Source organism: Candidatus Clostridium helianthi (genome assembly GCF_045310795.1).
Lineage (GTDB): Bacteria > Bacillota > Clostridia > Clostridiales > Clostridiaceae > Clostridium > Clostridium helianthi.
In genome coordinates this window covers 39,693-65,025 of record NZ_JBJIAB010000012.1, presented here as the reverse complement: position 1 = coordinate 65,025, position 25,333 = coordinate 39,693, and the positions used below count along the sequence as shown (strand labels likewise).

Here is a 25,333-nt window from a genome sequence, read left to right as displayed (position 1 = left end):
TCTTTAGCAACTTCAGCCCTTCCGACTTCAGAAGAACGCCTGGAGGAAACAAGGTTTTCCATATGCAAGCATTGCACTAATTTATATATTTCGTGCAGTGCTTTTTTGCTAAGGACGATATAGAAAAAACAATATGTTTCTAAAAAAAATAAATACCTAAAAAGTATTTTTTGTTCCTAAATTCTCGGATAATATAAGTTTTTATTATATTGTGATATAGTAAAATTAAAAAAGATTTTGATGGAATGTTTAAATTACATAGAAAGCAAGATGGAGAGGAAAAAACTACAATGGAAAAAAATAAAATCACGGATTTAACAACAGGAAATCCTGGTAAACAAATTTTTTATTTTGCATTACCTATATTTCTTGGGAGTGTGTTTCAACAAATGTACAATTTGGCGGACACAGTGATTGTTGGACATACACTAGGAGAAAATGCCTTAGCAGCTATAGGGGCTACAACCCCACTATTTGGACTTATTGTTGGTATGGCGGTTGGCATAAATAATGGATTTGCTATTGTGATTGCAAGATATTTTGGAGCAAAAGAGATGCATAACATGAGACAGGCTGTGGCAATGACAGTAATTCTTGACCTTATAATATCAATAGTATTTACGGTTGTTGGAGTAGGTACAATAATGTATCTTCTTAAATTTTTAAATACTCCAGAAGAAATAATAAACGATGCATATGGATATATTGTAATCATTTTAATGTTTATGATTGTTACTATAATGTACAATATGATAGCAGGGGTTCTAAGAGCATTGGGCGATAGCCGTAGTCCACTTATATATTTAATTTATGCTTCAATTTTAAATGTAGTGTTGGTTTTTACATTTATTTTAGTATTTAAATGGGGTGTTAGAGGTTCTGCTTATGCAACTGTCATATCACAGATTGTAGCTGTAATCTTAGGATTTAATCATATTATAAAAAAATGTCCGGAGCTAAAATTATCCAAAGGAGATTTTAAATATGATGGTACTATGGTAATGGAATTAATTACTTCGGGATTGTCTATGGGATTTATGCTATCACTTGTTTCAATTGGTTCAGTTGCACTTCAAGGTGCAATTAACAGTTTTGGTAAGGAAATAATAACTGCACATATGGCGGCAAGAAAAGTTAGTGAAATTTACATGATGCCACTTGGAACATTGGCAACAGCATCAGCAACGTTTGTAAGTCAAAATTATGGGGCAAAGAAATATGACCGGATAAATATTGGACTTAAAAAAACAGTTATCATGGGTGCAATATGGTCAACAATAGTTGTTATAACTGCCTTTGCCTTTGGAACATATATAATAAAATTTTTAACTGGATCAAATGATACTTTAATTATAGATACAGCAGTAAAATATTTAAGAATTAATACTCCTTTTTATTATGTATTATCCACACTTCTTATATATAGAAGTACGCTTCAGGGAATCGGAAAGAAATTTACGCCACTAGTTTCTAGTTCAATTGAACTTTTTGGGAAATTTGCAGTTGTAGGATTTTTAGCTCCATCAATGGGTTATTTAGGCGTATGTATATCAGAACCACTTATTTGGATTACATGTGCAATTTTTGTACTTATAGTTTTTTACTCAGATAAAAATTTTAGAGTTGAAGCAAAACAAGAGAAAAACTAAAAGCCATGAGATAAAAATTATAGAAAAGGAAGAAGAAGATAAATGATTAAGTTAATAGCAGCAGATATGGATGGAACATTGATTGGGAAAAATCACGATATACCAAAAGAGAATATAGAAGCAATTAAGGCTGCACAAAAAAATGGAATTAAGTTTGCAATTGCTACAGGAAGAGCATATTCTGATGTAGAGCCGTTTATACATAAATATGACTTACAATGTGATTGTGTTGTACTAAATGGAGCAGAATATAGAGATATTAATGGAGATATAGTTGAACATACTTATATTGAAAAAAAGCGAGCAATAGAAATTTTAGAGGTAATGAAATGTACAGATCTGGCTATAGAAATATACACAGATGATGGAGTTTATACAACAAATACAAAAGAAGAAACTTTAGCTGGAATGGTAAAAAGATCTCTTACATTCCATCCAGAATTAAAAGATGAAGAAGAGATATTAAAATATGCTAATAATAATCCGCATTTTAAAAATATGCAATATATTACTGATATGAATGAGTTTTTAAATAGACACAATAATATAGCAAAGTTTGTATCTTTTGCGCAATCAGAAGAAATTATAAATAAGCTTCGTAAAAAGATGGAAGCATTAGAAGGACTAGCTGTATCAGCAAGTTTTGGAACTAACATTGAAGTAAATCATATGGATGCTGAGAAGGGAAAAATTCTTGCAAAAGTAGCACAAAAATTGAATATAAAAAAAGATGAGGTAGTAGTGCTTGGAGATGGCTTAAATGATTATTCTATGTTTACAGAATTTGAAAATTCTTTTGCAATGGGTAATGCAGTTGATGAAATAAAAGAAGTAGCTAAATATATTACAGATAAAAATGTAAATTTTGGAGTAGCTAAAGCAATATATCGAATATTAAACGGGGAATTATAAAAATATTAAATTCTACAATTAGAAGGATTAAGTATTGAAGAAGTTGCTAAAATAAGAGTAAAGAAAAGGAAGTTCTTCATTGATTGCAAATGAAATACATGGGTATGATATAATAAAAAGGTTAGTATGGATATTGTTATATGGATTGTAATGATAAAGAGGAAATATTGTATAAAAAGGTATGTTTGTAGCAATAATACTGAAAATGTAGAAAAGAGATGATCAAATGATAAAAGCAAATTTTAATGATTATAAGTTATGCAATGAGTTATTAAAAGCAATTAGTATGTTGAATTTCAAGGAGTTAACAAAAGTTCAAGAACAGGTTATACCGATTGCGTTAGAAGAAAAGGATATAGTAGTAAAGTCTAAAACTGGAAGTGGTAAGACTGCATCGTATGCTATTCCTATTTGCCAATTAGTGGATTGGGAAGAAAATAAACCTCAAGCATTAGTGATTACACCAACAAGAGAACTTGCTATCCAAGTCAAAGAGGATTTTTTTAATATAGGTAGATTTAAAAGAATTAAAGCAGCTGCAATTTATGGTAAGTCACCTTTCTATGATCAAGAAAAGGAACTTAAACAAAAAACACATATAGTAGTTGGGACACCTGGTCGTATTATAGATCATATAGAAAAAGGTACATTTGATCTATCAAAGATAAAGTATCTTATAATAGATGAAGCTGATGAAATGCTTAATATGGGATTTGTAGAGCAAATAGAAACAATAATAAAAAACTTATCAAAAGAACGTGTGACCATGTTATTGTCAGCCACAATGCCAAAAGACATAGAGACTTTATGCAATAAATATATGAAAGATCCTATACATATTGAAATAGAGGAGCAAAATAAATCTGCAGATAATATATGTCAAGAAAGATATAATGTAAATGAATCGAATAAAATAGAACTCTTAAGAGATATAACTATATTAGAAAATCCAGATAGCTGTATGATATTCTGCAATACAAAACAAAAGGTAGATGAAGTTTATAAGGAGCTAGCAAATCTAAATTATACTTGTAGAAAAATACATGGTGGAATGGAACAAAGTGATAGATTAAGAGTAATGAATAATTTTAAGCTGGGTTATTTTAGATATCTAATAGCCACAGATGTTGCAGCTAGAGGGATAGATATAGATAATATCACCCATGTAATTAATTATGATATACCTGAAGACAAAGAAAGCTATGTTCATAGGATAGGAAGAACTGGACGTGCAGGCAAGATGGGTAAAGCAATTACTTTTGTAACACAAAATGAAAGTAAGTTTTTAAATGATATACATGAATATGTCGGTAAAGAAATTCTTTTGAAAGAAAGACCTAAAGTGGAAACTGTAAATAATCTCAAAGAAGAATTTGCTTTGAAAATGAATACAAGACCTGAAATTAAAGAAACAAAGGGTGCGAAGTTAAGTAAAGAGATTATGAAATTACATATTAATGCAGGTAAGAAAACAAAGATGAGGGCAGTTGATATTGTAGGCACGCTTTGTAATATTGAAGGCATGACAAAAGACGATATAGGAATCATCAATATAGTTGATATATCTACCTTTGTAGAAATATTAAATAATAAAGGAGAGTGGGTGTTCCAGCAGTTACAAAAAACACCTATCAAAGGCAGGCTTCGTACCGTAAGTAAAGTTGATATATAAGAATAAACAAGGTATTATTATGAATTTGAAAATAATATTTTACCTGCTGACGTTTTAATATAATCTGTAACATGGTAACTTTTCTATTTCTAAGATAAAAACCCCCGACATAAGTCGAGGGTTTTATGTAGTTTTCATACCTAATATTTTAAGTGTAATAGTTTTCAATCGTTTGAATTTACTTATACTACAGTTAAATTATATTTTTAGATTTTAACTTATTAATGCTTTGCTTAACTAAATCAATTGCTTCAGACTTACTCTGCCCTTTATGCTTTATCTCATTATCACCTATTTTTGCAATTGCCTTATATGGGTATTGATTTTCATTATTCTGTATTACGATTATTTCATGATCTCCATATTTCTCCATAAAGCATACCACCTCTATATATTTTTATCTTATTATATCATATTCTAAATATTTTGAATATTCCTTCTTTTAAAATTTTTCTGAAAAAATACTCAAAACTAAATAAGGAAGAAATATTAAGAATTAAGATTTGAATAACTGGATGATATGGGGGATTAGTTTGAATAATGTAAAACATTAAATTGCAAAAAAAATTAAAAATGCAAAGAGAGTACTAATCATAAGGGGAATATGATTGGTACTCATTTATTTATTAGGGAAATATATATGAAAAAAACTATTATCAACTTTATAGATTTATTATAGCTTAAAATTGTGTCAGAATTATGGCTAGCCTATATTTAGCTATGTTAATTATACGTAAATTTAATAAAGAGTAGCCCTAATATAGTTATATGAATTTTTTTGAAATTCATATATAACTAGTCATAAGCTATTTATAAATCATATGCGTTAAATAAACAGCTAATATAAAAACACATAATTTATAGAAATTTATTTTGCAGTGGTAAATCCTTGTTTCTTCATTGCATCCTTTACTTTTGGATAATATATATTTTGATAAACACTTGAAGTTAAAGTACTCCAATTTTTTTCTTTATCATATCTACCGATGTCTTTTAAGTAAGCTTCCATTTCTTTATCGTAGCTATCAATAGAATTTTCTATGGCTTCTTTGTTATAAGTATCATTGTGCCTAAAGCTTTCAAAAGGAATTCTTGGCTTTTGGTGTGATTCATCTGAAGGATATCCAATTGCAAGGCCTACAAGTGGGAATGTATATTTAGGCAAATCTAAGAGTTCTATAACTTCTTCTGGATTTTTTCTTATTCCACCAATTGGAACAGTTCCAAGTCCAAGAGATTCAGCTGCAATTATTGCTGCACCTAAAGTAATTCCACTATCTACAGCACCAACTAGAGCACTTTCAATGTTTTCATGTATTATTTGCTTATAACCAGTTTTTTCGCCAGCTAAATAAGTTCTATAAAAATCCATTACGAAAACTAAGAAAACAGGAGCTTTAGCTACATATTCTTGATTTCCAACAAGTTCTGCAAGTTTTTCTTTTTTTGCCTTATCTCTTATGGCTATGACAGTTGTTTGCTGACCATTTATTGAATTAGGCATAGCTTGAGACGATTTTATTATTTCATCTATGATTTCGTCTGAAATATCCTTATCTAAATATTGTCTAATTGATCTATGATTTTTTATATTTTCTATTGTATTATTCATTTTATTCAATCCTTTCAATTTTACTATTTATTACAATTTCATTATAGTCTTATTTTTAATAAGGGAAGTTACAGCTTCTGGAGTATGAGTTGATAAATAAACTGTATCATTTTCTTTTATAAAAGTTCTGACTTTATTTAATGTTTCACTTGCTTGTCCTTTATCTTCAAAGACAACAGATAATTGGTTTTGCCTTAAAGCTTCGTCTGTGTAAGTAACATCACCATGAATCATGTAGTGAATACCGTTATTATAAACAACAATTAATGAATTTCCAGTAGTATGTCAATAAGCTGGCAGCCCAATATGATTAATCTCTATACGATATTCGATATGAATAAATTATATTTAATAAAATTGAATTTGTCAATCGGTATTTTGGTTTAAATAATTTAAAACACGAACTTAAAGTACATAAATATTGGCATCTAATGAATAGAATTTAATCTAAATATATACCATATATTATATATTCTCTATATGTTCAGAATATTTCGAATATCATGTTTTTGCTAGAGATTGGATTATAAATATGATACAATAACTAATAGAAATTATTACATAACATTAATACTTTATTTTGAGAATTAGAATTAGGAGAGATACGCGATGAAAACTGATTTATTAGAAAAAGGGGCAATATTACAAAGGGATAAGGAAACATATGCAATTGCTCCACATTTAACTGCTGGACTTGTAACTCCAGAGATTTTAAGAAATATTGCAGATGTAGCTGAAAAATATAATGCAGCAGCTATTAAAGTTACAGGAGCTCAAAGAATTGCATTAGTTGGATTAAAAGAAGAAGATTTAGATAATGCTTGGGATGATCTAGGGATGGACCCAGGTGCAGCAGTAGGTCTATGTGTAAGAAGTATAAAAGTATGTCCAGGAACTACTTTTTGTAAAAGGGGGCTTCAAAATTCAGTAGCAGTTGGTTCAAAATTGGACAGCTTATATCATGGAAAAGAATTACCTAATAAATTAAAAATGGGAGTAAGTGGTTGCCCTCATAGCTGTGCAGATAGTGCATTTAAGGATATAGGATTAATAGGAAGCGGAAAAGGATGGATGTTCTATGTTGGCGGAAAAGGTGGAGCAAGGCCAAGAATAGCAGATAGAATAGCACTTTCTGTATCAGAAGAAAAGGTATATGATTTAATAGAAAAAGTTATTGAAGTATATAGAGAAAATGCAACTAACAGAGAAAGATTAGGAGATTACATAGACAGAGTAGGATTAGATGAGTTCAAAGAACAAATAAATCTTAATAGTTATCTATAAAGTGAAAATTTTAAGACAGTATTTTATCTGAATAGAAGATTTTCAAATTAATCAACAAATCAATTAGTTTCAATTTAATATATCTAATAGTGTAAAAAATCATGCTAAATAATGGCATGATTTTTTATTATTTCAAGCACAGCAGGAATATCTGCAGGAGCCCATTTCAAAGAAAGCAGACTTTCTGGTTTAAGCCATAATAAGGCTGCATGTTCATTAGCTTTAGGATAGCTATTTAATAATTCGCAGTTAGTTGTTATCAAATTTATAATAAAATCATCATATTCATGTCTATTTTCATTATGTATATTAATATATCGCACTTTACAATTTAATTCTTCAAAAATTTCTCTTTCAATAGCTTCTTTTGGAGTTTCGTTAGCTTCTATTTTACCACCTGGGAACTCCCAAAGATTTGGCGATTTCATAATAGGAGAGCGTAAAGCACATAATATTTCTTCGTTCTCATTTTCTATAATTGCAGCTACAACATTAATAGTTTTTTTCATCATAACACCTCAAAAAATATTTTATAGTATATGGATTATATTTTCAAATAAACTTATAAAATTTAAACCTTCTTTTAAATAAACCTTGTTAACAATAAGCATTTTTTCAAAGTTTTCATTAAATATTTTTAAAAGGGAATAAAGGTTTAAATAAAACTTTTTACCTTTTTAAAAAATTAAGAAGGTAAAAATGAAAAAAGTTAACAATTAACAACATTGTGGAATATTATTGATAATTATAGTAAAATACAATAAATTGGAATTATGTAATTATAGGAAAAATAGGGGGATAATATGAAAAGTTTAAAATTAACAAAAGTAATAGCTAGTACTTTGGTAGTAGCTTCTGTATTAATGTTAAATCCAATAGGTGCAAATGCAGAATGGAAACATAATTTAGCAGGATGGTGGTATGCAGAAGGAGATTCATGGGCCACAGGCTGGAGTGAAATTGATGGAAAATGGTATTACTTTAATTCAAGAGGTTATATGGAACATGATAAAACTATTGATGGGTATTATTTAGATAGTAGTGGGGCATGGAAAGAAGTGATGACAACAAGTGAAAATTTAAAATTTGATAAATCAACTGGCACAATAGTAGGATATAGCGGAGTTAACACAGTTGTAAATATACCGAGTGAAATTGATGGTGTTTCAGTTACAAGTATAGGAAGCGGAGCATTTTCTACTGATAATAGCTCAGCTAAAATAGAGAGTATAACAATACCAAATAGTGTAACAAGTATAGGAGAAAGCGCTTTTGAATGGGACAGCAATTTAAAAGCAATTAGTATACCTGAAAGTGTAAAAAAAATAGAGAAAGCAACATTTAATGGTTGTATTAAGTTAACTAGTGTGACAATGCCTAATGGTCTAACAAGTATCGGGCAAGGGGCTTTTTCAGGCTGTGGAAACTTAACTAATATAATAATACCAGATAATGTAACATATATAGATAATGTAGCTTTTGCCGGTTGCCATAGTTTAAGATCTATAGATATACCTAAAAGTGTGAAAAGAATTGGAGGGGGTGCATTTGAAAATTGTGATAAACTAACATCAATGAATATACATAGTAGTACTGTTATAGGACAATATGTATTCGATGGGACCCCTAATGTAAAAATCACAATTGTAAATTAGAAAAATAAAAGAACATTCTAAATGATAAATTTCATATTGGAAATGTATTCATGTTATATTTACAAATAAAAAGAGAGTAGCTTTTTGAGAAAATTAAAAGTAAGTTAATAGTGTCTATAAATCAAAACTTTTTGAAAAAATATTGGCTATTATAATAAAAATGCGTTGCGATTATTACGCAACGCATTTTTATTATTAGTTTATTTATGCATTATTTATGTTTTCAACAAGCCTCTTATTTTTCATATCACGACTTCTCTTTTTATCGCTGAATAATGCAAACAATATGCCTGGCAAGAGAATTATAGCGCTCACTTTAAATGTAAAACTAAAAGCTTTAACAGTATAAGTCAAAAAGGTATCTTGGATATTAGATACTATTTTTTTTGTTTCTTTCTTTTGATTCTCAAAACTTTCTTTAATTTTATCTTTATCCATAGCTTGAGCAGAGGTTAACACAGCAGCTTCTTTTTCAGCAATTGTATTTAATATTTCTGAAAGACTAACGTTTTTATTACTACCTGTTTTAATAGAAGTAATCATCTGTTGCTTTGTTTCATCATCAAATACAGTGTCATTCTGTATTGTTTGAATAACAGAGTCTTTAGCATCATACATCTGGGTAGTCATATTTGATGTAAATATAGTTAAAAATAAGGCAACTCCAAGTACAGTTCCAAGTGTTCTTGTCATATTATTTATTCCAGAAGCTATTCCTATTTTGTCTAAAGGAACGTTAGCCATTACAGAACCTATTAGTGTTGCCATACTTAATCCCGTACCAGAACCAGCAACAATTAATCTTAAAATAAAATCTATATTTGAAGAATTTTGAGTAAGAGAACTATTTAAGTAGCAAGAAATACAAAGTAAAAGAATACCCAATGCACTAGTTAATCTACTGCCTAATTTTTTTGTCAAAACAGTAGCTAATATTGAAAAAATCATTGAAGTTAAGGACATAGTTGAAATAATAAGTCCTGCTGAAAGTTGATTTAATCCTTTAATCTGAATTAGGAAAAAAGATAGTAAGTAGGTACCAGACATCATACCAAGACCGAGTAAAAACAGCGTAATCGATCCGTTTGTAAATGGTATAGAGTTAAATAAACTAAGAGGAACCATGGGCTCTTTAACTTTTAGTTCAATAATGACAAATAGTATAAAGGCTATAGCAGAAATTGCAAAGAAGGAAAGGATGAAGCTTGAAGTCCAACCTTTTTCATTAGATTTCATTAATGCGAAAGTTAAGCAGAACATAGCAATTGAGATTGTTATAATTCCCAAAAAGTCTATGTTTTTGCTTGCGGTTGGGTCATAAGATTCCTTTATGAATTTCATAGTCAATATTATGCATATACAACCTATAGGTATATTAATAAAGAAAATATATCTCCAATTAAAAAATTGAGTTACTATACCACCAAGTGAAGGACCACTTGCAGCAGCAAGACCAGAAAAAGCTCCCCAAAGTGCCATAATAGTTCTTCTCTTTTCAGGTGGGAATATTTCAGCAGAAAGAGGCATAGCAATGGTCACAACAAAAGCTGAAGCTATACCTTGAAGTGTTCTAAATAATATAAGCAATTGAAGAGAATTTGAAATACCACATAGAAATGAAGAGATCGTAAATAGAAATACTCCTGAAATAAACAATTTTTTTCTGCCAAATTGATCAGAAAGTCTCGAAGCAGTTACTAGAATAACTGCAGTAGCTAGATTATAGGTATTTACTACCCAAGAAATATGATCCATAGTAGTATTAAAGTACTCAGTCATTTTAGGCAAAGTGATATTTACTACAGTTGTATCTAACAATGCCATAAAAAATCCTAAGATAATAGCTACAAAAGAAATGTATTGATGTTTTTTGTTCATAAGACAAACCTTCTAAATTATAATGCGTTTTATATTAGTATATAATAAAGTACTATAAAGTATAGTAGTAGGGCGAAAAAAATGTCTCACAATATAAATACTTATTAGAGACATCAAATTATTAATTATAATAATCAAAAACTTTTTTAGACCATTTTTGTAAAACATTGTAGAATTCGTTATATAAATCTAATATAAGAAATTCAGAACCAATTTTATCCTTGTGCTGTTTCGTGTCATTATAAATTGACTCTGCAAAAGCTCTACGTTCTTCTGCCTTGTCTTTGAAGTTTTTTAGGTATTCTTTTCTTTTTTCTTCTGGTAAGTTCTCTATATTAGCTAAAAATGCATTAAACTCTAAATAAACATTTCCTATATTTTTTGAACTTTCCTCCATTAGTTCATTGAAATATAAATTTCCTTTTTCATTCAATGAATATAATGTTTTTTCTGGCATTTCACCTTCTTTAACAGTTCTTGAATTTAAATATCCATTATCACACAATTTAATTATATTTTTATAAATTGACGGGTTACTGATTTTTAACCACTTAGTAAGATTCCAGATTTCAAATTCTTTAACCATTTCATAGGCACTTTTCTCTTTGTTATGCAAATAGCCAAGTATTATTAAATTAATTGAAGACAATTTAATCACCACCATTTATTATACTACTATACAATATAGTAGTATAACCTATATTTGTCAAGATAAAATTTGGTGAAATTATTTTAAACTTGCTTGTAGCGGAAATTTAAAGGTCTATTGTATATGATTTAGTAGAAAAAGTTATTAGAAATATATAGGGGAAATGCACTCGACAAAGAAAGATTAGGTGATTACATAGACAGAGTATGATTAGAGGAGTTCAAAGAACAAATAAATCTTAAAGGAACAAAGGTTTAAATAAAACTGTTTACCATTTTAAAAAGTTAAGAAGATACAAATGAAAAAAGTTAACAATAAACAACATTATGGAATATTATTAATAATTATGTTAAAATACAATAAAATGGTATTTTATAACTTTAGGAAAAATAGGGGGATAATATGAAAAAATTAAAATTAACAAAAGTAATAGCTAGTGCTTTGGTAGTAGCTTCGGTATTAATGCTAAATCCAATAGGTGCAAATGCAGAATGGAAACAAGATAAAAAAGGCTGGTGGTATTCAGAAGGAAATTCATGGGCTACAGGCTGGAGAGTAATTGATGGAAGTTTATATTATTTTGATACAAAAGGCTATATGTTAGGTAGTACGCCAAATGAGTTTGGGGATAATGTCATTAATAGTAGTGGTCAATTTCAAAATGTCACAATAGAAGGAGCATGGGCTTTTTATAAACAAACTGGTGTAATAATGGCTTATTTAGGTAATGACAGCAATGTTGTAATTCCAGATAAAATTGATAATGTTGCAATAAAAAGTATAGGAAATAAAGCATTTTATTTAAATAAGAATATAACAAATATAACTATTCCAAATGGTATAACAGCCTTAAGAAGATCAGCGTTTTTTGGGTGTACGGGTTTAACAAGCATAAACATTCCTGCTAGTGTACAAAGTATAGATGGATATGCATTATCAGGATGCACAAACTTAAAAAATATATCTGTAGATAGCAACAATATAACTTTTAAGAGCGTTGATGGAGTATTGTATAGCAAAAATGGAACTAAATTGTTAAATTATCCTGTTGGGAAAGTTGACGAAAAATACGCAATTCAAGATGGTGTGACAGATATAGGATGGAATGCATTTTCTGGAGGAGTAAATTTAAAAAGCATAGAAATACCTAGCACTGTAACAAGCATAGGAAGTAGTGCCTTTGATGGATGTAAGAATTTAAGCAGTATAACTATTCCTGATGGAGTTATAGATATAGGAATTGGTACTTTTTATGGATGTACAAACTTAAGCAGTATAAAAATTCCTAATACTGTTATAACAATAGAGCATAGTGCATTTCAAAACTGCATTAACTTAACAAACATAGTTCTTCCTGACAGTATAACTAAAATAGAACAAGGAGCATTTAATGGATGTAAAAATACTTTGTTTAATGTAAAAAGTGAGTCAGTGAAACAACTTTTAATTAAAGCTGGTGTAGATTATAATAAAATTGTAGGGAATTCCTAAGATTAAACAGTAAGTAGTAAATTAGTAATTTTATAAGCTGAGATTTTCTTATATATTGCAAAAAAATTCTTAATCATAATTTTAAAAATATTGCAAGAATTTTAGCCGCAATTGTGAAATGTGCATTGTGAATCGCAATATATATATTTAGAAAGTCTCAGCTTTAATAAATAATATTTCTTAGAAGAATTTGCTGATATTATAGCTTATTTCATATTTGTTTTATTATTTCTTAGGTCAAATTTTTCAATTTGCTCTGGACCTCTTAATATTTTTCTTTTTATATGAAGAACACCCTCTGAATCAGTTCTGATTCTCCATTCAATAAGCATAATTTTTCCATCTACTATTTCAATTCCTTGGATTCCACTTGCCCTAACACATGATCCATCATTGAAGTAAGGTAATTCCTTGACTTTTGGAAAGTGGGGTCTATGAGTATGTCCGCAGATAATCATGATTTTATTCATTTTAATCCAATGACTATAAATACGCTCGATTTTATGAATCCTTTCAGAACTCTTTACAGGGCTTGCAGGATTTATGAACCCTATTGAGTGAAGAAATTTCCAAAAATATCTTACTGTAAGCATATTAAAGCGCCACAAATTATCATTCATTCTGTCTCCTTGATGACCATGAACAGTTAGTATTTCCTGTCCTGTGTTTTTATGTTTAAATACCACTGCCTCATATGGTGTAATTCCAGGAAACAACTCTATTTCTTCTTCGTTATATTCATCGTAGAATTTATAATAATTCTTTTCTACAAAATTACTATATTTTAAGTGTACATTGTGATTACCATATAACATAATCAATCTATCAGAATCAAAGAACTTTTTTAATAGAGCATATACTTCATCATGTGCAAGTCTTATATGTTTAAAGTTAGAGTGTTCCCAAAGTTCATCTCCATCTCCAACTTCCACATAAGTATATCCACTATTAAAATAGAATTCTAATGCGAATAAAAATATATTTTGATTTTTTGCAAATTCATCAGAGGGTGTACCATCACCTCTATGGCAATCACTGAAAAATATGTATTTAGAGTTGTTATCAAAATATTCAATTTTAGCATTCTTATAAGCTTCTGTTAATCGCTTTTCAGCGAGCTTTTTTTCTGCTATCATAGTACACCTCTTTTATGATATTTAAAATTAATTTGATTATATGTAGTTAATCTGCCCTTTTAAAGAAGAATATATGTTAGTCAGATACCATTTTTTTATCATGCCTAAAGCAATTTAATCAGTGATTCTAACTCTTCAGATAAGGCCTTTGCACGTTCAAAATCAGTGTTTCTTAGGGATATGGCTATTTTCATTTCTAAATCTCTTTTCTTTTGTTCAATTTCTAAATAGTCTTTATCAAAGTATTTCGCATAAATCATCTTTCTAAATTTTCGCATATTCATTTTTCTGATTGTTTTATCTTCAATGAGTAAAACATAATCTACGCAATTAATTATAGAATAGTAATCATGAGATATCATTAAAATAGCACCATTATATTTTTCTATAGCTTCTTCAAGAGCCATTTGTGAATATATATCTAGATGGCTTGTTGGTTCATCTAAAAGCAGCATATTTGCTTTGCTTGCAGAAATTTTGGCTAATTGAAGTATATTCTTTTCACCACCAGATAAATCTTTTATTTTTTGGTTGATTCTTTCTTCTTCAAAATCATAGTTTGAAATGTAAGTTTCAACATCATCATAAGTTTTAAATCCTGCATCTAAGAATTCTTCAAGTATTGTATTAGACTCATTTAATATTTCGCCTTGAAGCTGTGATAAATATGCAACTTCAATTTCAGAATCTATTTCAATAGCAGGGTTGTCATTCTTAAATATGTCTCTAAGTAAAGTGGTTTTTCCTGTACCATTTAAACCAACAATAGCTACTTTATCATTAGATTTAATCTCAAAATTAACATTTTCTAAAAGTATCTCATCAAAGCCAACACTATAATTGTTAACTTTTAGAGCAACTTTTTCTTCAACTTGATTGTTAGTAGTTAAACGTATATAAGGCTGCTTAATTTCAACAAAAGGTCTTTTTATTCTACGAGCTTCTAATCTTTCTAGGAATTTCATTTTACCTTTTAGATACCTTCCAGCAGCAGTTTCTCCTGTAACTTCAGCTCTATCTCTCAGTCTCTTGATTATGCGTTCGTTTCTCTCAATTTCTTCATCATCAGCAACAGACAGTTCTTGAAGTTCAATTTTAGTTTGAAGTAATGTAAAGTTATAGTCTATATAGCTTCCATCAAACTCTTGGAGCTCATGATTTTCTAGGTGAATAATTTTATTGAAACAATTATTTAATAGATATCTATTGTGAGTAATAACTAACATCATTCCCTTATGAGAATTTATTAGGTTTTTAAGAGAATTAAGATTTTCAAAGTCTAAAAATACATCAGGTTCATCCATAATCATTAAGTCTGGAATATTAAGCATTTCCCTAATTACTTGGATAAGCTTAAACTCTCCACCACTTAAATCAGATATCTTTGAATCTTTAAGCTTACTAAGATTTGCAAGATTTAATTTCTTACTAAGAGTACTTTCAAAATCATCTCCACCAATTACATCAAGAGCATCTAAAGCTTCCTGATATTTTTCTAGTAGGGCATCAATATCAGTAGAGGTTTCCATTAAGCTACAAATAGAAGTTATCTCATTTTGCAGTTTAATATAATCTTCACATAGATATTCGAAAACTGTTGTTTCTTTTGTGTTATCTACCTCACAGAACTGACTCACATAACCAATCCTGCAATTTGGATCAATCTCTAGAGTACCATCAAACATATAGTTCTCAGGATCCATGATTATATCTATTAGTGTACTTTTTCCACTACCACTAGAACCTATAAAAGCACAATGCTGATCATTTTCTAAAGTAAATGAAATATTATGATATAGATCTTTATTTGGAAATGAGTACGACAAGTTATCAATTTTTATCATTTTATTACCTCGTTTTTCATATGATTAAATTTTATAATCATTTATATTATGTTATATATTGTGGAATTTTACACTTGATTGTATCATAGATTGGGAAGTTTATAAACATTTGTGGAAGATATATTGTATGATATTCTTTTAAAGAAACATTGTTTTAAATAAAACTTTTTTACAATTATAAAAGTTAAGAATTTAAGAAGATAAAAATAAAAAAAGTTAACAATTTATAAAAAACATAATGGGGGAAGCATATTAAAGGGCTTTGAAGATACAAATAGTATGAAGCTTGATATTGTTAAATCATTTTTATAAAAGCTGAGATTTGTACCATTGGGAAAATCTCAGCTTTTATATATAATACAAGAAATCGCTATTTCTTAGGATTAATATATTTATGTTATGTTGAAATATAACATATGGGATAATAGAATTTTTGATGATATAAAATATATTTTAAGTTAAAGGCATATTTAATTACTTTCCATTATCATTAATAGAGTCAGCTAGTAAATTTTCAATCTGCTGCATAAAGTTTATAATATCGCAGATGATAGTTGACCTTGTGCTCATTCTTAAATTTAATGTATCTAATTTATTACCCAAAGAATTCACAATCTCAGTCACAGAGTCAACACCAGTTACTGCACCACTAATCTCAGAGCTTGTACGCTCAATTCCCCTAATTATATGCTGGCTAAACTCTTTTGCTTCAATAGTACAATCAGTTACTTGTTTGAAATCTTTTTGAACACTTTGAGCATATTCATAGTTATCAGTAATTGCTGTTTTAGAATTTCTGATTTCCTCTCTAAGAGAATCTATGCTTTCGTATAATTCTTTAACACTTTTATCAATTCCACTAACTAATTCTGTTGTTGATAAGGATAATTTTCTAATTTCATCTGCTACAACAGAAAAACCTCTACCTGCTTCACCAGCTCTTGCTGCTTCAATAGATGCATTTAAAGCCAGGAGATTTGTATTGCTAGCTATGCCTGTTATACTATTTGACATATTTTGAATGTTTCTAGAGTTATTTTCTAATTCATGAAAAGCCTCTGTAATTGAATCTAGCTGAGTACATGTTCCGTTAATTTTATCTGCCAACGTACCCATTTTATTATCTGCTTGTTTTACTGCACTATCAGAACGATTCATAACATCATTAATTTTATTAGCATATTGGCTAAAATCATTAAAATTAGAGTCTATATTGTTAATTACATTTTGTATGGCATTGATTTTTGAATATGTATTGTCGATTTCTTTAATGGATTGAGTCACTCTAACTTCTTCATCCATGAATTCTCCAAATTTCTTTTCCATATGTAAAATACCATAGTTAACATACTTATCGTAATTAGACGTTTTTTCTGTGTTTAATTTGTTATTCTGTTCATTTTCAATATTTTCTTCTTCGTTTTGATTTTTATTTTTTCTAAATTTAAACCACTTCATATCGCATTACCTCATTCTATTCAAATACAGCAAGAACCATTGTTTGATTAAAGTGTTGATCTCTAAGCTGTTCTCCATAACCTGCAAAACCTATATAGTTACCTAAAGCATTTCCCATATTTTTAGCAAACTCATTTAAATATCCATCTGTTTCGAAAAGCATTGATCTTGCCAGACAGTTAACCATAATAGCTAATGATGGATTTGGAACTTCTTTTTTTACAGTAGCAATTGTTTCATTAATTACATTTTTATAATCATCAGGCTCTAAAAGAACCATTTTTGAATTATTATATACTTTCGCATGGTATGACATCCCATTATTTTTAGTAACCATTTGATTTGCTGTAATATACAGATCACTTCCGATAATTCTACCTAAAGGATAACTATCTAAATATTTGGGAAGATTTTCAACAGAGGTGTTTAATGCTTGTGCCATAACAAGTGCTGCTGGTTTATTATCATACTCATATACTATACGATTTCTTGTATCTACTTTAGTGGCAGTAAAATAATGAGCAGTTTTCTTATAAATATTTTCTCTGTATAATCTGATTTTACCGCTTAAATTTTTGATGATTACAAAAGCGCATGTATTGTTGTATACTATACCGTTAAAAGAAACCATTGTTTTTTCAGCCTTACCTTTGTCACCAGCAGATCCGCCAAATAGGGGAATCTTATGTTCATCAAGGACTGAATTTAATGTAGATAAAACCAGTTCTTCACAGCTTATTAAAGCAGTAGAAATTTCAAAACATATGGTATTAGATTTATCACGAAAATTATTAACACATTTAGTCACTCTGTCTATGTATTTAAGAGGATATTTATCTACCTCTTCTAATATATCGGCATAGCATTCAATTCCATCCTCAATCCCCATAACTATCAGTGAATTTTTATAAGCTCCATCCATGCAAAAGCTTGCAAATGTGGTGGAGCCAATAATAATACTGTTTTGAAATTTTTCTTTAATTTTTTTAGAATATTCTTCAAAAGGTTCAACATTAGAAAAAAATAAAATTAATTTGGGTGCTTTAAGCCCAATTGTAGCTTCTGATATCGCTTCATTTAAATCACTTTTAGAACTTTTTCCTACTTTATAATTCATACGTACCACCTTCTATAATAAAGTGCATAACATTATATTCAATAAATTTTTTATTATGCAAAATTACTCAATATATCCATAAATTTGTCTATTCATTGATAATTGTACGTACTACATAAATAAAAGTCAATGAAAATATTGGATTATTTACATGATTTTAACCTTTAGAGTTGTAAGTACAGCTTTATATTTCATTTATGGATCTAATTTTTGATAAAGCACGTGAGTATACAAAAAACACTTGAATTTAGATCAAGATTTTTTTGAGTAATTGTTAATCTATTGTATATAGCTGTAAGCTCAGAAGCAGTGAAAACGGAAATAGTCAAATTCTAACAAATGAAAGAGAAATTAAAAAGGCCTTTTTAAAGGATGCAGATTCAGAAAAATTAGAAAGACTTGGACAAGTTAAACAAATTATGATGTTTGAATCGTAGTGAGTTCTCAGAACTACAACTTTAGGTAGTAACGAGAAGTTTAGAAAGAATTATCTGAACAGTATGGTAAAAAAGTATGGTACTAAGGAAGAAGCAGTTGATAAACTTATAACAATAATTATACAAATCGAAAAAAATATTGAATATTAAGAAAAAACTGAAAATATTTTTGAAATTACAATTATTCTCATAATAGTTATTGACAATTGTACAACATACCGTATAATAGATTTATACACAATGGCTGGTGTTAATCACACCAGCTATTTTTTTTACAATAATTTTAACGTTAAAAAATTATCCTACAATAATTCTTGGGAATATATTCAAAATAGAAAAGTAAATATTATTATGCATAATATGGTGTAAACATAAAATAGGATTAAAAATATTAACTATATGACAAAGGTGTCTATAAAATCAAGGAAGATTTTATAGGCGCTTTTTTTGTATAAAACAGGACTAGTGTTAAATAAAAAATTGAAAATTTGGAGGAGATATTTATGATTAAAAAGACATTTTTCAAAAGAATATTGGGGGTAGTAACTGTATTAGCAATGACAGCAACAATGGTTATGGGGTGTAGTGAGACAGCTAAAGTAAGTTCAAATGGGGGAAGTGCAGCTAGTGGAGATACAATTAAGATCGGAGGAGTATTTCCATTAACTGGTGATGTTCCAGCTTTAGGTGCAGCAATGGAAAACGGATCTAAACTTGCAATAAAAGAAATAAATGATGCTGGTGGCGTTCTTGGTAAAAAGTTAGAGCTTGTTTCAGAAGACGATCAAAATCAAGCAGCAACAGCGCCAAATGCCATTACAAAGTTAATTACACAAGATAAAGTTTCGGCAGTAGTCGGAACATATGCAAGTAAATGTTCAATTCCAATGGCAGCAGTTGCAAAAGATTCAAAAGTAGTTATGATTACTCCCGGGTCAACAAATGAGAAAGTTACTACTGAAGGTGGAGATTATGTATTTAGAGCATGTTTTATAGATCCATTACAAGGTCAAGTTGGTGCAAAATTCGCGTCAGAAAATTTAAAAGCTAAAAAAGTAGCAATGCTTTATGATATTGGTAATGATTATTGTGTAGGTATTTCAAAAGAATTCAAGAAAAACTTTGAAGCGGCAGGTGGTACTGTAGCATATGAAAAAACTTACAATGCAGGAGAAAGTGATTTCAAAGCATTTTTAACTGAAATAAAAGAATTAAATGTGGATGTAATTTATCTTCCAGATAACTACTCAACTGTTGGATTAATTGCAAAACAAGCAAGAGAAATTGGTATAAAGGCACCATTCTTAGGTAGTGATTCATGGAGTGATCCAGGTCTTGTAAAAGTTGGAGGAGATGCCATTGAAGGATCTTACTTTACAGATCACTTATCATTAAAATCAGATAATGCATCAATTAAAAAGTTCGTTGAAAATTACAAAAAAGAATATAATGGTGATCCTAGTGCATTCTCAGTACTTAGCTATGATTCAGTATACATTTTAGCAGAGGTAATTAAAAAAGCGGGCAGCACAGATGAAAATGCTATTAAAGATGCAATGGCTAAGTTAGATGCAGATTGTGGAACTACACATTATAAATTTGATGATAAACATAACCCAATTAAGAGTGTAGTTATTAATAAAGTTGTAAACGGACAATTTGAATTTGAAACTGAGGTTAAATAATTCTAAAGAAAATTAAATTTTATTGTTTAGCGGCTATATTAATGGGGTAAGCTGTAATTTAAGTAGACCTAGAGATATAGCCTTTTATAAAGGAGAGGTGTACATGAGTACTTTATTACAACAAATTGTAAATGGTATATGCCTAGGTAGTGTATATGCATTAATAGCTATTGGCTACACTATGGTATATGGAATTATTAAATTAATTAATTTTGCTCACTGTGATATTTATATGGTTGGTGCTTTCTTAGGGTACTTTGCAGCAACTGTATTAGGTCTTGGATTTATCCCATGTTTAATTTTTTCTATGGTTTCATGTGCTGTCTTAGGTATGTTAATTGAAAGAATTGCTTATAAACCACTTAGAAATTCACCTAATGTAACATTGTTAATAACTACAATGGGAATGGAACTTATATTACAAAACTTTGTAAAAGCTGATTTTGTTGCAGGTCCAAATACTAGAAATTTTCCACAAGTAATTCCTTTAATTTCTTATAAAATTGGGGCAATAACAATAAGTAATCTTCAAATAATAGCACTTGCTATTACTATTGTATTATGTGTTGCATTACAATACCTTGTAAATAAAACTAGAACAGGTAGAGCAATGAGAGCAACTTCTTATGATAGAGATGCAGCAGCATTAATGGGAATAAATATTAATAGAGTAATTTCTTTAACTTTTGCTTTAGGTTCAGCACTAGCTGCTACAGCTGGTGTACTTGTTGGTATGCTATATCCTAGACTTGAGCCTGCTATGGGTGTTATGCCAGGACTTAAATCTTTCGTAGCTGCTGTTCTTGGGGGCATTGGAATTATACCAGGGGCAATGTTTGGTGGACTTGCAATGGGGCTTATTGAGACTTTATCAAAGGTATATATTAGTTCAGGATTATCAGATGCAATTGCTTTTTCAATTTTAATTATAATTCTTATTGTAAAACCAACAGGTTTATTTGGTAAGAAAAACAACGTGAAGGTGTAGGTGATAAAAATGGTAAATAAGATAAGCAAAAATGAAGATAATCCAAGCTTAAGCTTGGTTAAAACCACATATACGAGATATATGATTACAACATTTGTCCTTGCCTTAATTTATGTGTTTTTAATGTTTCTTGTAAACCAAGGAATAATTGGTGATTATATACTTAGAATTATGAAACAAATTGGTATTTTTTTAATTGCAGCCTTAGGTCTTAATCTTATATTAGGGTTTACTGGTCAATTTACTATGGGACATGCTGCTTTTATGTCAATAGGAGCATATGGCTCTGCAATAATGACTAAAAATTTTAATATGCCTTTTCCAATTGCCTTACTTGTAGGAATCATATTAGCTGGAATTTTAGCAGCGTTAATTGGATATCCAATATTAAGACTTAAAGGGGATTATTTAGCTATTTGTACCTTAGGGTTTGGAGAGATAGTAAAGGTAGTAATTCAAAATGTAGATTATGTTGGTGGTGCTAGAGGAATTTCAGGAATACCAGGAAGCACTTCTTTCTTAATAGTATTAATAGGTGTAGCACTTTGTTATGCAATACTAAAAAATTTAATTCATTCTTCAAAAGGTAGAGCAATTATGGCAATTAGAGAAGATGAAATAGCAGCAGAAGCTATGGGAATAAATTCTACTAAATACAAGATGATTGCATTTATTATAGGTAGCAGTATGGCTGGTCTTGCTGGGGGCTTATATGCACACTTTAATTCTTTTATTGATCCAGCAAGCTTTGCATTTTCAAAGTCAATTGAGTTAATAACTTATGTAGTACTTGGTGGAATGGGAAGTTTATCAGGAACTGTAATTGGAACTTCAATTCTTATTTATTTACCTGAATGTCTAAGAGGACTTAGTGAGGTATTTAAGACATATCGTATTTTAATATATGCTGTTATGCTTGTGCTCATGATGATTTTCCGTCCACAAGGTATTCTTGGAACAAGGGAAATTACAGTAGATAATATAATAAAATTTTTTAAGAAATTCGGGAAAAACTCTACAAAAAATATAGTTCAAAGCGAAAAGGCTGGTGAGTAGTATGTCTTTACTTTCAGTAGAAAAATTAACAATAAAATTTGGTGGTCTTACTGCCGTTTCCGATGTAAATATGGAAATTGGGGAACATCAATTAATTGGCCTTATAGGTCCAAATGGTGCAGGTAAAACAACTCTTTTTAATATGCTAACTGGTGTATATAAACCAACAGAAGGAAAAATACAATTAAATGGTGAACGTATTGATGGAACTAAACCTTATGATATTACATCAAAACATATTGCTAGAACATTTCAGAATATTAGACTTTTCACTGAATTAACTGTACTTGAAAATGTTATGATTAGTTTTAACTTTCAAGCAAAATCTAGTTTGTTTACATCTATTATTAAGACTCCAGCTCACATTTATGAGGAACAAAAAATGAAGCAAGAGGCTTTAGAAATATTAAAAATTTTTAAATTAGATGATAGTGCAGATGAACTTGCGAGTAATCTCCCTTATGGTAAACAAAGAAGATTAGAAATAGCTAGAGCGTTAGCAGCTAAACCTAAGCTTTTACTTCTTGATGAGCCAGCCGCTGGTATGAATCCTCAAGAAACAGTGGAACTTACTGAACTTATTCGCTGGATAAAAAATGAGTTTAAAATATCTATTTTACTTATCGAACATGATATGAAACTTGTAATGAATGTATGTGAATACATTTATGTGCTTTCTTTTGGCGAAATTATTGCTAAAGGAATTCCAAAGGAAATTCAAAAAAATCCACAAGTAATTGAAGCGTATTTAGGAAAGGGGGCGGCACAATAATATGTTAAAAGTAGAAAATATTAATATATCTTATGGTGCAATTCATGCAATTCACGATTTAAGCTTAGAAGTAAATAATGGAGAAATTGTAACTTTAATTGGAGCAAATGGTGCTGGGAAAACTAGTACACTTAGAGCAATTAGCGGTTTAAATCCAATTAAATCTGGTGAAATCACTTATAATGGCAAAATAATTGGCAATATTGGAGCACATAAGATAGTATCTTATGGTCTTAGTCAAGTTCCAGAAGGAAGAAGAGTATTTGGTGATCAGACAATAGAAGAAAATCTTTTATTAGGAGCTTATTTAAGAAAGAGTAAATCTGAAATTAAAGCATCAATGGAAGAGGTATTTACATTGTTTCCAAGAGTAAAGGAAAGAAGAAAGCAGCTTGCAGGAACTATGTCAGGTGGTGAGCAGCAAATGCTTGCAATAGGGAGAGCGTTAATGGCAAAACCTAAATTATTATTGCTTGATGAACCATCAATGGGTCTTGCTCCTATTGTAGTTGAAGAAATCTTTGAAATAATAAAAAACATCCGTAAAGCTGGAACAACAATTCTTTTAGTAGAGCAAAATGCAAATGCTGCACTTCAAATAGCTGATAGAGGTTATGTTTTAGAAACAGGTAGTGTTGTATTAGAAGGATTAGCACAAGATTTATTACATGACGATTCTGTTAGAAAAGCATACTTAGGAGAATAAAAGGATGACTATATGAAATGATAGTGTAAAGTAAGTTATGAAAAAATAAAAAAGTAATTTACATTATTAAATGAAGGGGGAGGTAATATGGACAGGTTTGTAATTGCAATCACAAGAACTTGTGGAAGTGGTGGAACAACAATTGGTAAAATGCTTTCAAAGGATCTAGAGATTAATATGTATGATAGAGAATTATTACGTTTAGCATCAGAGGATAGTGGAATTAATGAATCACTATTTGCAAATGCAGATGAGCATGTTAAAAGTAGCTTATTATATATGGTGTCAAAGAAGGTATATGAAGGTGAATTGATTCCGCCAGAAAGTAATGATTTTACCTCAAATGATAATTTATTTAATTATCAAGCTAAGATACTGCGGGAGTTAGCAGAAAGAGAATCTTATGTTGTAATAGGGCGTTGTGCAGATTATATTTTAAAGGATAATCCAAATGTATTTAAGATTTTTATTCATGCATCTAATGAGTATTGTATTAAACATCAAATGGAAAGTTTGTGTATTTCAGAAAAAGAGGCTGCTAAGCAAATTAGGAAATTGAATAAGTATAGAAGAGGATACTATTATTACCACACTGGAAACAAGTGGGAAAACGTAAAAAATTATGACTTATCTCTTGATACTAGTAAATTAGGAATTGAAAATTGTGCTAAATATATTAAAGAATATATTAAGTTAAGAATGAATTCTTAATTAAGGAGATATTTATGGATAAAATGGATTACAAAATATTAAAGTGTTTGAGATCAAATGCTAGAATTAAAGCAGCCTCTATAAGTAATGAAATTCATTTATCAGTTTCAGCAGTTCTTGAGCGCATACATAAAATGGAGAAAAATAAGGTAATTCAAAATTATACCATTATAGTAGATCAAAAAAAATTAAATAATGATGTGTGTGCTTTGATGGAAGTTAGTCTTGAACATCCAAAGTTCTATGATAAATTTACTTCAGCAATTAAAGGTAATGATAATATTGTTTCATGTTATTATTTAACTGGAGATTATGATTTTATGCTTAAAATAATTTGTCAATCATCTGATCATCTTGAGAAAATTCATCGTGCAATAAAAAGCATAGAAGGAGTATCAGCAACTAAAACTCATTTTGTTTTAAAAAATATAAAAAATACTTTTTCTGTAATACCAGATGTAGAAGAGTAAATAGGCATATTAAAAATTTGAGGTTTATAGCTGAATTTTTTAAAATATAAGAAAAAATTTTGGTTAAGTAGTAAATAACAATAAAATTAACTGGAATTTTAAAAAATATTGAAAAATATTTCGGTGGGATATATTATATGAATATAGTATT

At 29.3% G+C, this 25,333-nt stretch carries 23 protein-coding genes; 13 read left to right on the top strand and 10 right to left on the bottom strand.

Going from position 1 to position 25,333, the window contains the following annotated elements; all coding sequences use genetic code 11:
• Positions 1 to 245: 245 nt before the first annotated feature.
• The 3 genes from ACJDTP_RS11385 to ACJDTP_RS11375 all read left to right on the top strand — a co-directional run bounded on the left by ACJDTP_RS11385 (position 246) and on the right by ACJDTP_RS11375 (position 4,233).
• Entirely contained in the window at positions 246 to 1,649 is a 1,404-nt protein-coding gene (locus tag ACJDTP_RS11385) for an MATE family efflux transporter (protein WP_406761269.1), read from the top strand.
• A 42-nt stretch (positions 1,650 to 1,691) separates the two neighbouring features.
• Positions 1,692 to 2,561, top strand: coding sequence for a Cof-type HAD-IIB family hydrolase (locus ACJDTP_RS11380; protein ID WP_406761268.1), 870 nt, complete (start codon positions 1,692 to 1,694; stop codon positions 2,559 to 2,561).
• A gap of 226 nt (positions 2,562 to 2,787) precedes the next feature.
• A complete protein-coding gene (locus ACJDTP_RS11375; protein WP_406761267.1) occupies positions 2,788 to 4,233 on the top strand; it encodes a DEAD/DEAH box helicase in 1,446 nt (481 codons plus the stop codon).
• Positions 4,234 to 4,426: 193 nt separating this feature from the next.
• Here ACJDTP_RS11375 and ACJDTP_RS11370 read toward each other — a convergent pair whose 3' ends face one another.
• The 3 genes from ACJDTP_RS11370 to ACJDTP_RS11360 all read right to left on the bottom strand — a co-directional run bounded on the left by ACJDTP_RS11370 (position 4,427) and on the right by ACJDTP_RS11360 (position 6,079).
• Positions 4,427 to 4,606, bottom strand: a complete 180-nt coding sequence (locus tag ACJDTP_RS11370; RefSeq protein ID WP_017210666.1) for a hypothetical protein — start codon at positions 4,604 to 4,606, stop codon at positions 4,427 to 4,429.
• Between the two features lie 495 nt (positions 4,607 to 5,101).
• Positions 5,102 to 5,845, bottom strand: a complete 744-nt coding sequence (locus tag ACJDTP_RS11365; RefSeq protein ID WP_406761266.1) for an NADPH-dependent oxidoreductase — start codon at positions 5,843 to 5,845, stop codon at positions 5,102 to 5,104.
• Between the two features lie 30 nt (positions 5,846 to 5,875).
• Positions 5,876 to 6,079 (bottom strand): hypothetical protein, encoded by a 204-nt coding sequence (locus tag ACJDTP_RS11360; protein WP_406761265.1) that lies wholly within the window; start codon positions 6,077 to 6,079, stop codon positions 5,876 to 5,878.
• 375 nt (positions 6,080 to 6,454) lie between these two features.
• Here ACJDTP_RS11360 and ACJDTP_RS11355 point away from each other — a divergent pair, with 375 nt between their 5' ends.
• Positions 6,455 to 7,129: a nitrite/sulfite reductase domain-containing protein gene (locus ACJDTP_RS11355; protein WP_012058982.1), complete on the top strand. Its 675-nt coding sequence runs from the start codon at positions 6,455 to 6,457 to the stop codon at positions 7,127 to 7,129.
• Between the two features lie 104 nt (positions 7,130 to 7,233).
• On the opposite strand, the gene ACJDTP_RS11350 is transcribed toward ACJDTP_RS11355, so the two are convergent.
• Positions 7,234 to 7,638 (bottom strand): (deoxy)nucleoside triphosphate pyrophosphohydrolase, encoded by a 405-nt coding sequence (locus tag ACJDTP_RS11350; RefSeq protein ID WP_406761264.1) that lies wholly within the window; start codon positions 7,636 to 7,638, stop codon positions 7,234 to 7,236.
• Between the two features lie 294 nt (positions 7,639 to 7,932).
• Between ACJDTP_RS11350 and ACJDTP_RS11345 the strand changes: the two genes are divergently transcribed.
• Positions 7,933 to 8,784, top strand: a complete 852-nt coding sequence (locus tag ACJDTP_RS11345; RefSeq protein ID WP_406761263.1) for a leucine-rich repeat domain-containing protein — start codon at positions 7,933 to 7,935, stop codon at positions 8,782 to 8,784.
• A gap of 204 nt (positions 8,785 to 8,988) precedes the next feature.
• Here ACJDTP_RS11345 and ACJDTP_RS11340 read toward each other — a convergent pair whose 3' ends face one another.
• Both ACJDTP_RS11340 and ACJDTP_RS11335 read right to left on the bottom strand, forming a co-directional pair.
• The gene (locus tag ACJDTP_RS11340) at positions 8,989 to 10,662 is read right to left on the bottom strand and encodes an MFS transporter (protein WP_406761262.1); all 1,674 of its coding nucleotides are present in this window, start codon (positions 10,660 to 10,662) and stop codon (positions 8,989 to 8,991) included.
• A 121-nt stretch (positions 10,663 to 10,783) separates the two neighbouring features.
• The gene (locus ACJDTP_RS11335; protein WP_077839276.1) at positions 10,784 to 11,311 is read right to left on the bottom strand and encodes a PadR family transcriptional regulator; all 528 of its coding nucleotides are present in this window, start codon (positions 11,309 to 11,311) and stop codon (positions 10,784 to 10,786) included.
• 402 nt (positions 11,312 to 11,713) lie between these two features.
• On the opposite strand from ACJDTP_RS11335, the gene ACJDTP_RS11330 reads away from it, so the two are divergent.
• Entirely contained in the window at positions 11,714 to 12,802 is a 1,089-nt protein-coding gene (locus ACJDTP_RS11330) for a leucine-rich repeat domain-containing protein (RefSeq protein WP_406761261.1), read from the top strand.
• Between the two features lie 206 nt (positions 12,803 to 13,008).
• Here ACJDTP_RS11330 and ACJDTP_RS11325 read toward each other — a convergent pair whose 3' ends face one another.
• The 4 genes from ACJDTP_RS11325 to ACJDTP_RS11310 form a co-directional block, all read right to left on the bottom strand.
• Positions 13,009 to 13,938: a metallophosphoesterase gene (locus tag ACJDTP_RS11325; protein WP_406761260.1), complete on the bottom strand. Its 930-nt coding sequence runs from the start codon at positions 13,936 to 13,938 to the stop codon at positions 13,009 to 13,011.
• Between the two features lie 104 nt (positions 13,939 to 14,042).
• On the bottom strand, positions 14,043 to 15,782 hold the full coding sequence (locus ACJDTP_RS11320; RefSeq protein WP_406761259.1) for an ABC-F family ATP-binding cassette domain-containing protein: 1,740 nt from the start codon (positions 15,780 to 15,782) through the stop codon (positions 14,043 to 14,045).
• 474 nt (positions 15,783 to 16,256) lie between these two features.
• Positions 16,257 to 17,240: a methyl-accepting chemotaxis protein gene (locus ACJDTP_RS11315; RefSeq protein ID WP_406761258.1), complete on the bottom strand. Its 984-nt coding sequence runs from the start codon at positions 17,238 to 17,240 to the stop codon at positions 16,257 to 16,259.
• Between the two features lie 16 nt (positions 17,241 to 17,256).
• Positions 17,257 to 18,357 (bottom strand): FIST signal transduction protein, encoded by a 1,101-nt coding sequence (locus tag ACJDTP_RS11310; RefSeq protein WP_406761257.1) that lies wholly within the window; start codon positions 18,355 to 18,357, stop codon positions 17,257 to 17,259.
• A 940-nt stretch (positions 18,358 to 19,297) separates the two neighbouring features.
• Here ACJDTP_RS11310 and ACJDTP_RS11305 point away from each other — a divergent pair.
• The 7 genes from ACJDTP_RS11305 (at position 19,298) to ACJDTP_RS11275 (ending at position 25,182) form a co-directional block, all read left to right on the top strand.
• A complete protein-coding gene (locus ACJDTP_RS11305; RefSeq protein WP_406761256.1) occupies positions 19,298 to 20,479 on the top strand; it encodes an ABC transporter substrate-binding protein in 1,182 nt (393 codons plus the stop codon).
• A gap of 103 nt (positions 20,480 to 20,582) precedes the next feature.
• Positions 20,583 to 21,467, top strand: a complete 885-nt coding sequence (locus ACJDTP_RS11300; protein WP_161223183.1) for a branched-chain amino acid ABC transporter permease — start codon at positions 20,583 to 20,585, stop codon at positions 21,465 to 21,467.
• A 9-nt stretch (positions 21,468 to 21,476) separates the two neighbouring features.
• Entirely contained in the window at positions 21,477 to 22,523 is a 1,047-nt protein-coding gene (locus ACJDTP_RS11295; protein WP_406761255.1) for a branched-chain amino acid ABC transporter permease, read from the top strand.
• 1 nt (position 22,524) lies between these two features.
• The gene (locus ACJDTP_RS11290; protein WP_012058972.1) at positions 22,525 to 23,295 is read left to right on the top strand and encodes an ABC transporter ATP-binding protein; all 771 of its coding nucleotides are present in this window, start codon (positions 22,525 to 22,527) and stop codon (positions 23,293 to 23,295) included.
• A gap of 1 nt (position 23,296) precedes the next feature.
• Positions 23,297 to 24,001 carry an ABC transporter ATP-binding protein gene (locus ACJDTP_RS11285; protein ID WP_078115381.1) on the top strand — a complete coding sequence of 235 codons (705 nt, stop codon included), beginning with the start codon at positions 23,297 to 23,299 and terminating at the stop codon, positions 23,999 to 24,001.
• An 87-nt stretch (positions 24,002 to 24,088) separates the two neighbouring features.
• Positions 24,089 to 24,712, top strand: coding sequence for a cytidylate kinase-like family protein (locus ACJDTP_RS11280; protein ID WP_173707932.1), 624 nt, complete (start codon positions 24,089 to 24,091; stop codon positions 24,710 to 24,712).
• Between the two features lie 14 nt (positions 24,713 to 24,726).
• The gene (locus ACJDTP_RS11275; RefSeq protein WP_161223186.1) at positions 24,727 to 25,182 is read left to right on the top strand and encodes an Lrp/AsnC family transcriptional regulator; all 456 of its coding nucleotides are present in this window, start codon (positions 24,727 to 24,729) and stop codon (positions 25,180 to 25,182) included.
• Positions 25,183 to 25,333 lie beyond the last annotated feature (151 nt).

Coding starts and splice junctions, on each gene's coding strand:
- ACJDTP_RS11385 (WP_406761269.1), top strand. CDS start 246: ATGTTTAAATTACATAGAAAGCAAGATGGAGAGGAAAAAACTACAATG.
- ACJDTP_RS11380 (WP_406761268.1), top strand. CDS start 1,692: ATGATTAAGTTAATAGCAGCAGATATGGATGGAACATTGATTGGGAAA.
- ACJDTP_RS11375 (WP_406761267.1), top strand. CDS start 2,788: ATGATAAAAGCAAATTTTAATGATTATAAGTTATGCAATGAGTTATTA.
- ACJDTP_RS11370 (WP_017210666.1), bottom strand. CDS start 4,606: ATGGAGAAATATGGAGATCATGAAATAATCGTAATACAGAATAATGAA.
- ACJDTP_RS11365 (WP_406761266.1), bottom strand. CDS start 5,845: ATGAATAATACAATAGAAAATATAAAAAATCATAGATCAATTAGACAA.
- ACJDTP_RS11360 (WP_406761265.1), bottom strand. CDS start 6,079: ATGATTCATGGTGATGTTACTTACACAGACGAAGCTTTAAGGCAAAAC.
- ACJDTP_RS11355 (WP_012058982.1), top strand. CDS start 6,455: ATGAAAACTGATTTATTAGAAAAAGGGGCAATATTACAAAGGGATAAG.
- ACJDTP_RS11350 (WP_406761264.1), bottom strand. CDS start 7,638: ATGAAAAAAACTATTAATGTTGTAGCTGCAATTATAGAAAATGAGAAC.
- ACJDTP_RS11345 (WP_406761263.1), top strand. CDS start 7,933: ATGAAAAGTTTAAAATTAACAAAAGTAATAGCTAGTACTTTGGTAGTA.
- ACJDTP_RS11340 (WP_406761262.1), bottom strand. CDS start 10,662: ATGAACAAAAAACATCAATACATTTCTTTTGTAGCTATTATCTTAGGA.
- ACJDTP_RS11330 (WP_406761261.1), top strand. CDS start 11,714: ATGAAAAAATTAAAATTAACAAAAGTAATAGCTAGTGCTTTGGTAGTA.
- ACJDTP_RS11325 (WP_406761260.1), bottom strand. CDS start 13,938: ATGATAGCAGAAAAAAAGCTCGCTGAAAAGCGATTAACAGAAGCTTAT.
- ACJDTP_RS11320 (WP_406761259.1), bottom strand. CDS start 15,782: ATGATAAAAATTGATAACTTGTCGTACTCATTTCCAAATAAAGATCTA.
- ACJDTP_RS11315 (WP_406761258.1), bottom strand. CDS start 17,240: ATGAAGTGGTTTAAATTTAGAAAAAATAAAAATCAAAACGAAGAAGAA.
- ACJDTP_RS11310 (WP_406761257.1), bottom strand. CDS start 18,357: ATGAATTATAAAGTAGGAAAAAGTTCTAAAAGTGATTTAAATGAAGCG.
- ACJDTP_RS11305 (WP_406761256.1), top strand. CDS start 19,298: ATGATTAAAAAGACATTTTTCAAAAGAATATTGGGGGTAGTAACTGTA.
- ACJDTP_RS11300 (WP_161223183.1), top strand. CDS start 20,583: ATGAGTACTTTATTACAACAAATTGTAAATGGTATATGCCTAGGTAGT.
- ACJDTP_RS11295 (WP_406761255.1), top strand. CDS start 21,477: ATGGTAAATAAGATAAGCAAAAATGAAGATAATCCAAGCTTAAGCTTG.
- ACJDTP_RS11290 (WP_012058972.1), top strand. CDS start 22,525: ATGTCTTTACTTTCAGTAGAAAAATTAACAATAAAATTTGGTGGTCTT.
- ACJDTP_RS11285 (WP_078115381.1), top strand. CDS start 23,297: ATGTTAAAAGTAGAAAATATTAATATATCTTATGGTGCAATTCATGCA.
- ACJDTP_RS11280 (WP_173707932.1), top strand. CDS start 24,089: ATGGACAGGTTTGTAATTGCAATCACAAGAACTTGTGGAAGTGGTGGA.
- ACJDTP_RS11275 (WP_161223186.1), top strand. CDS start 24,727: ATGGATAAAATGGATTACAAAATATTAAAGTGTTTGAGATCAAATGCT.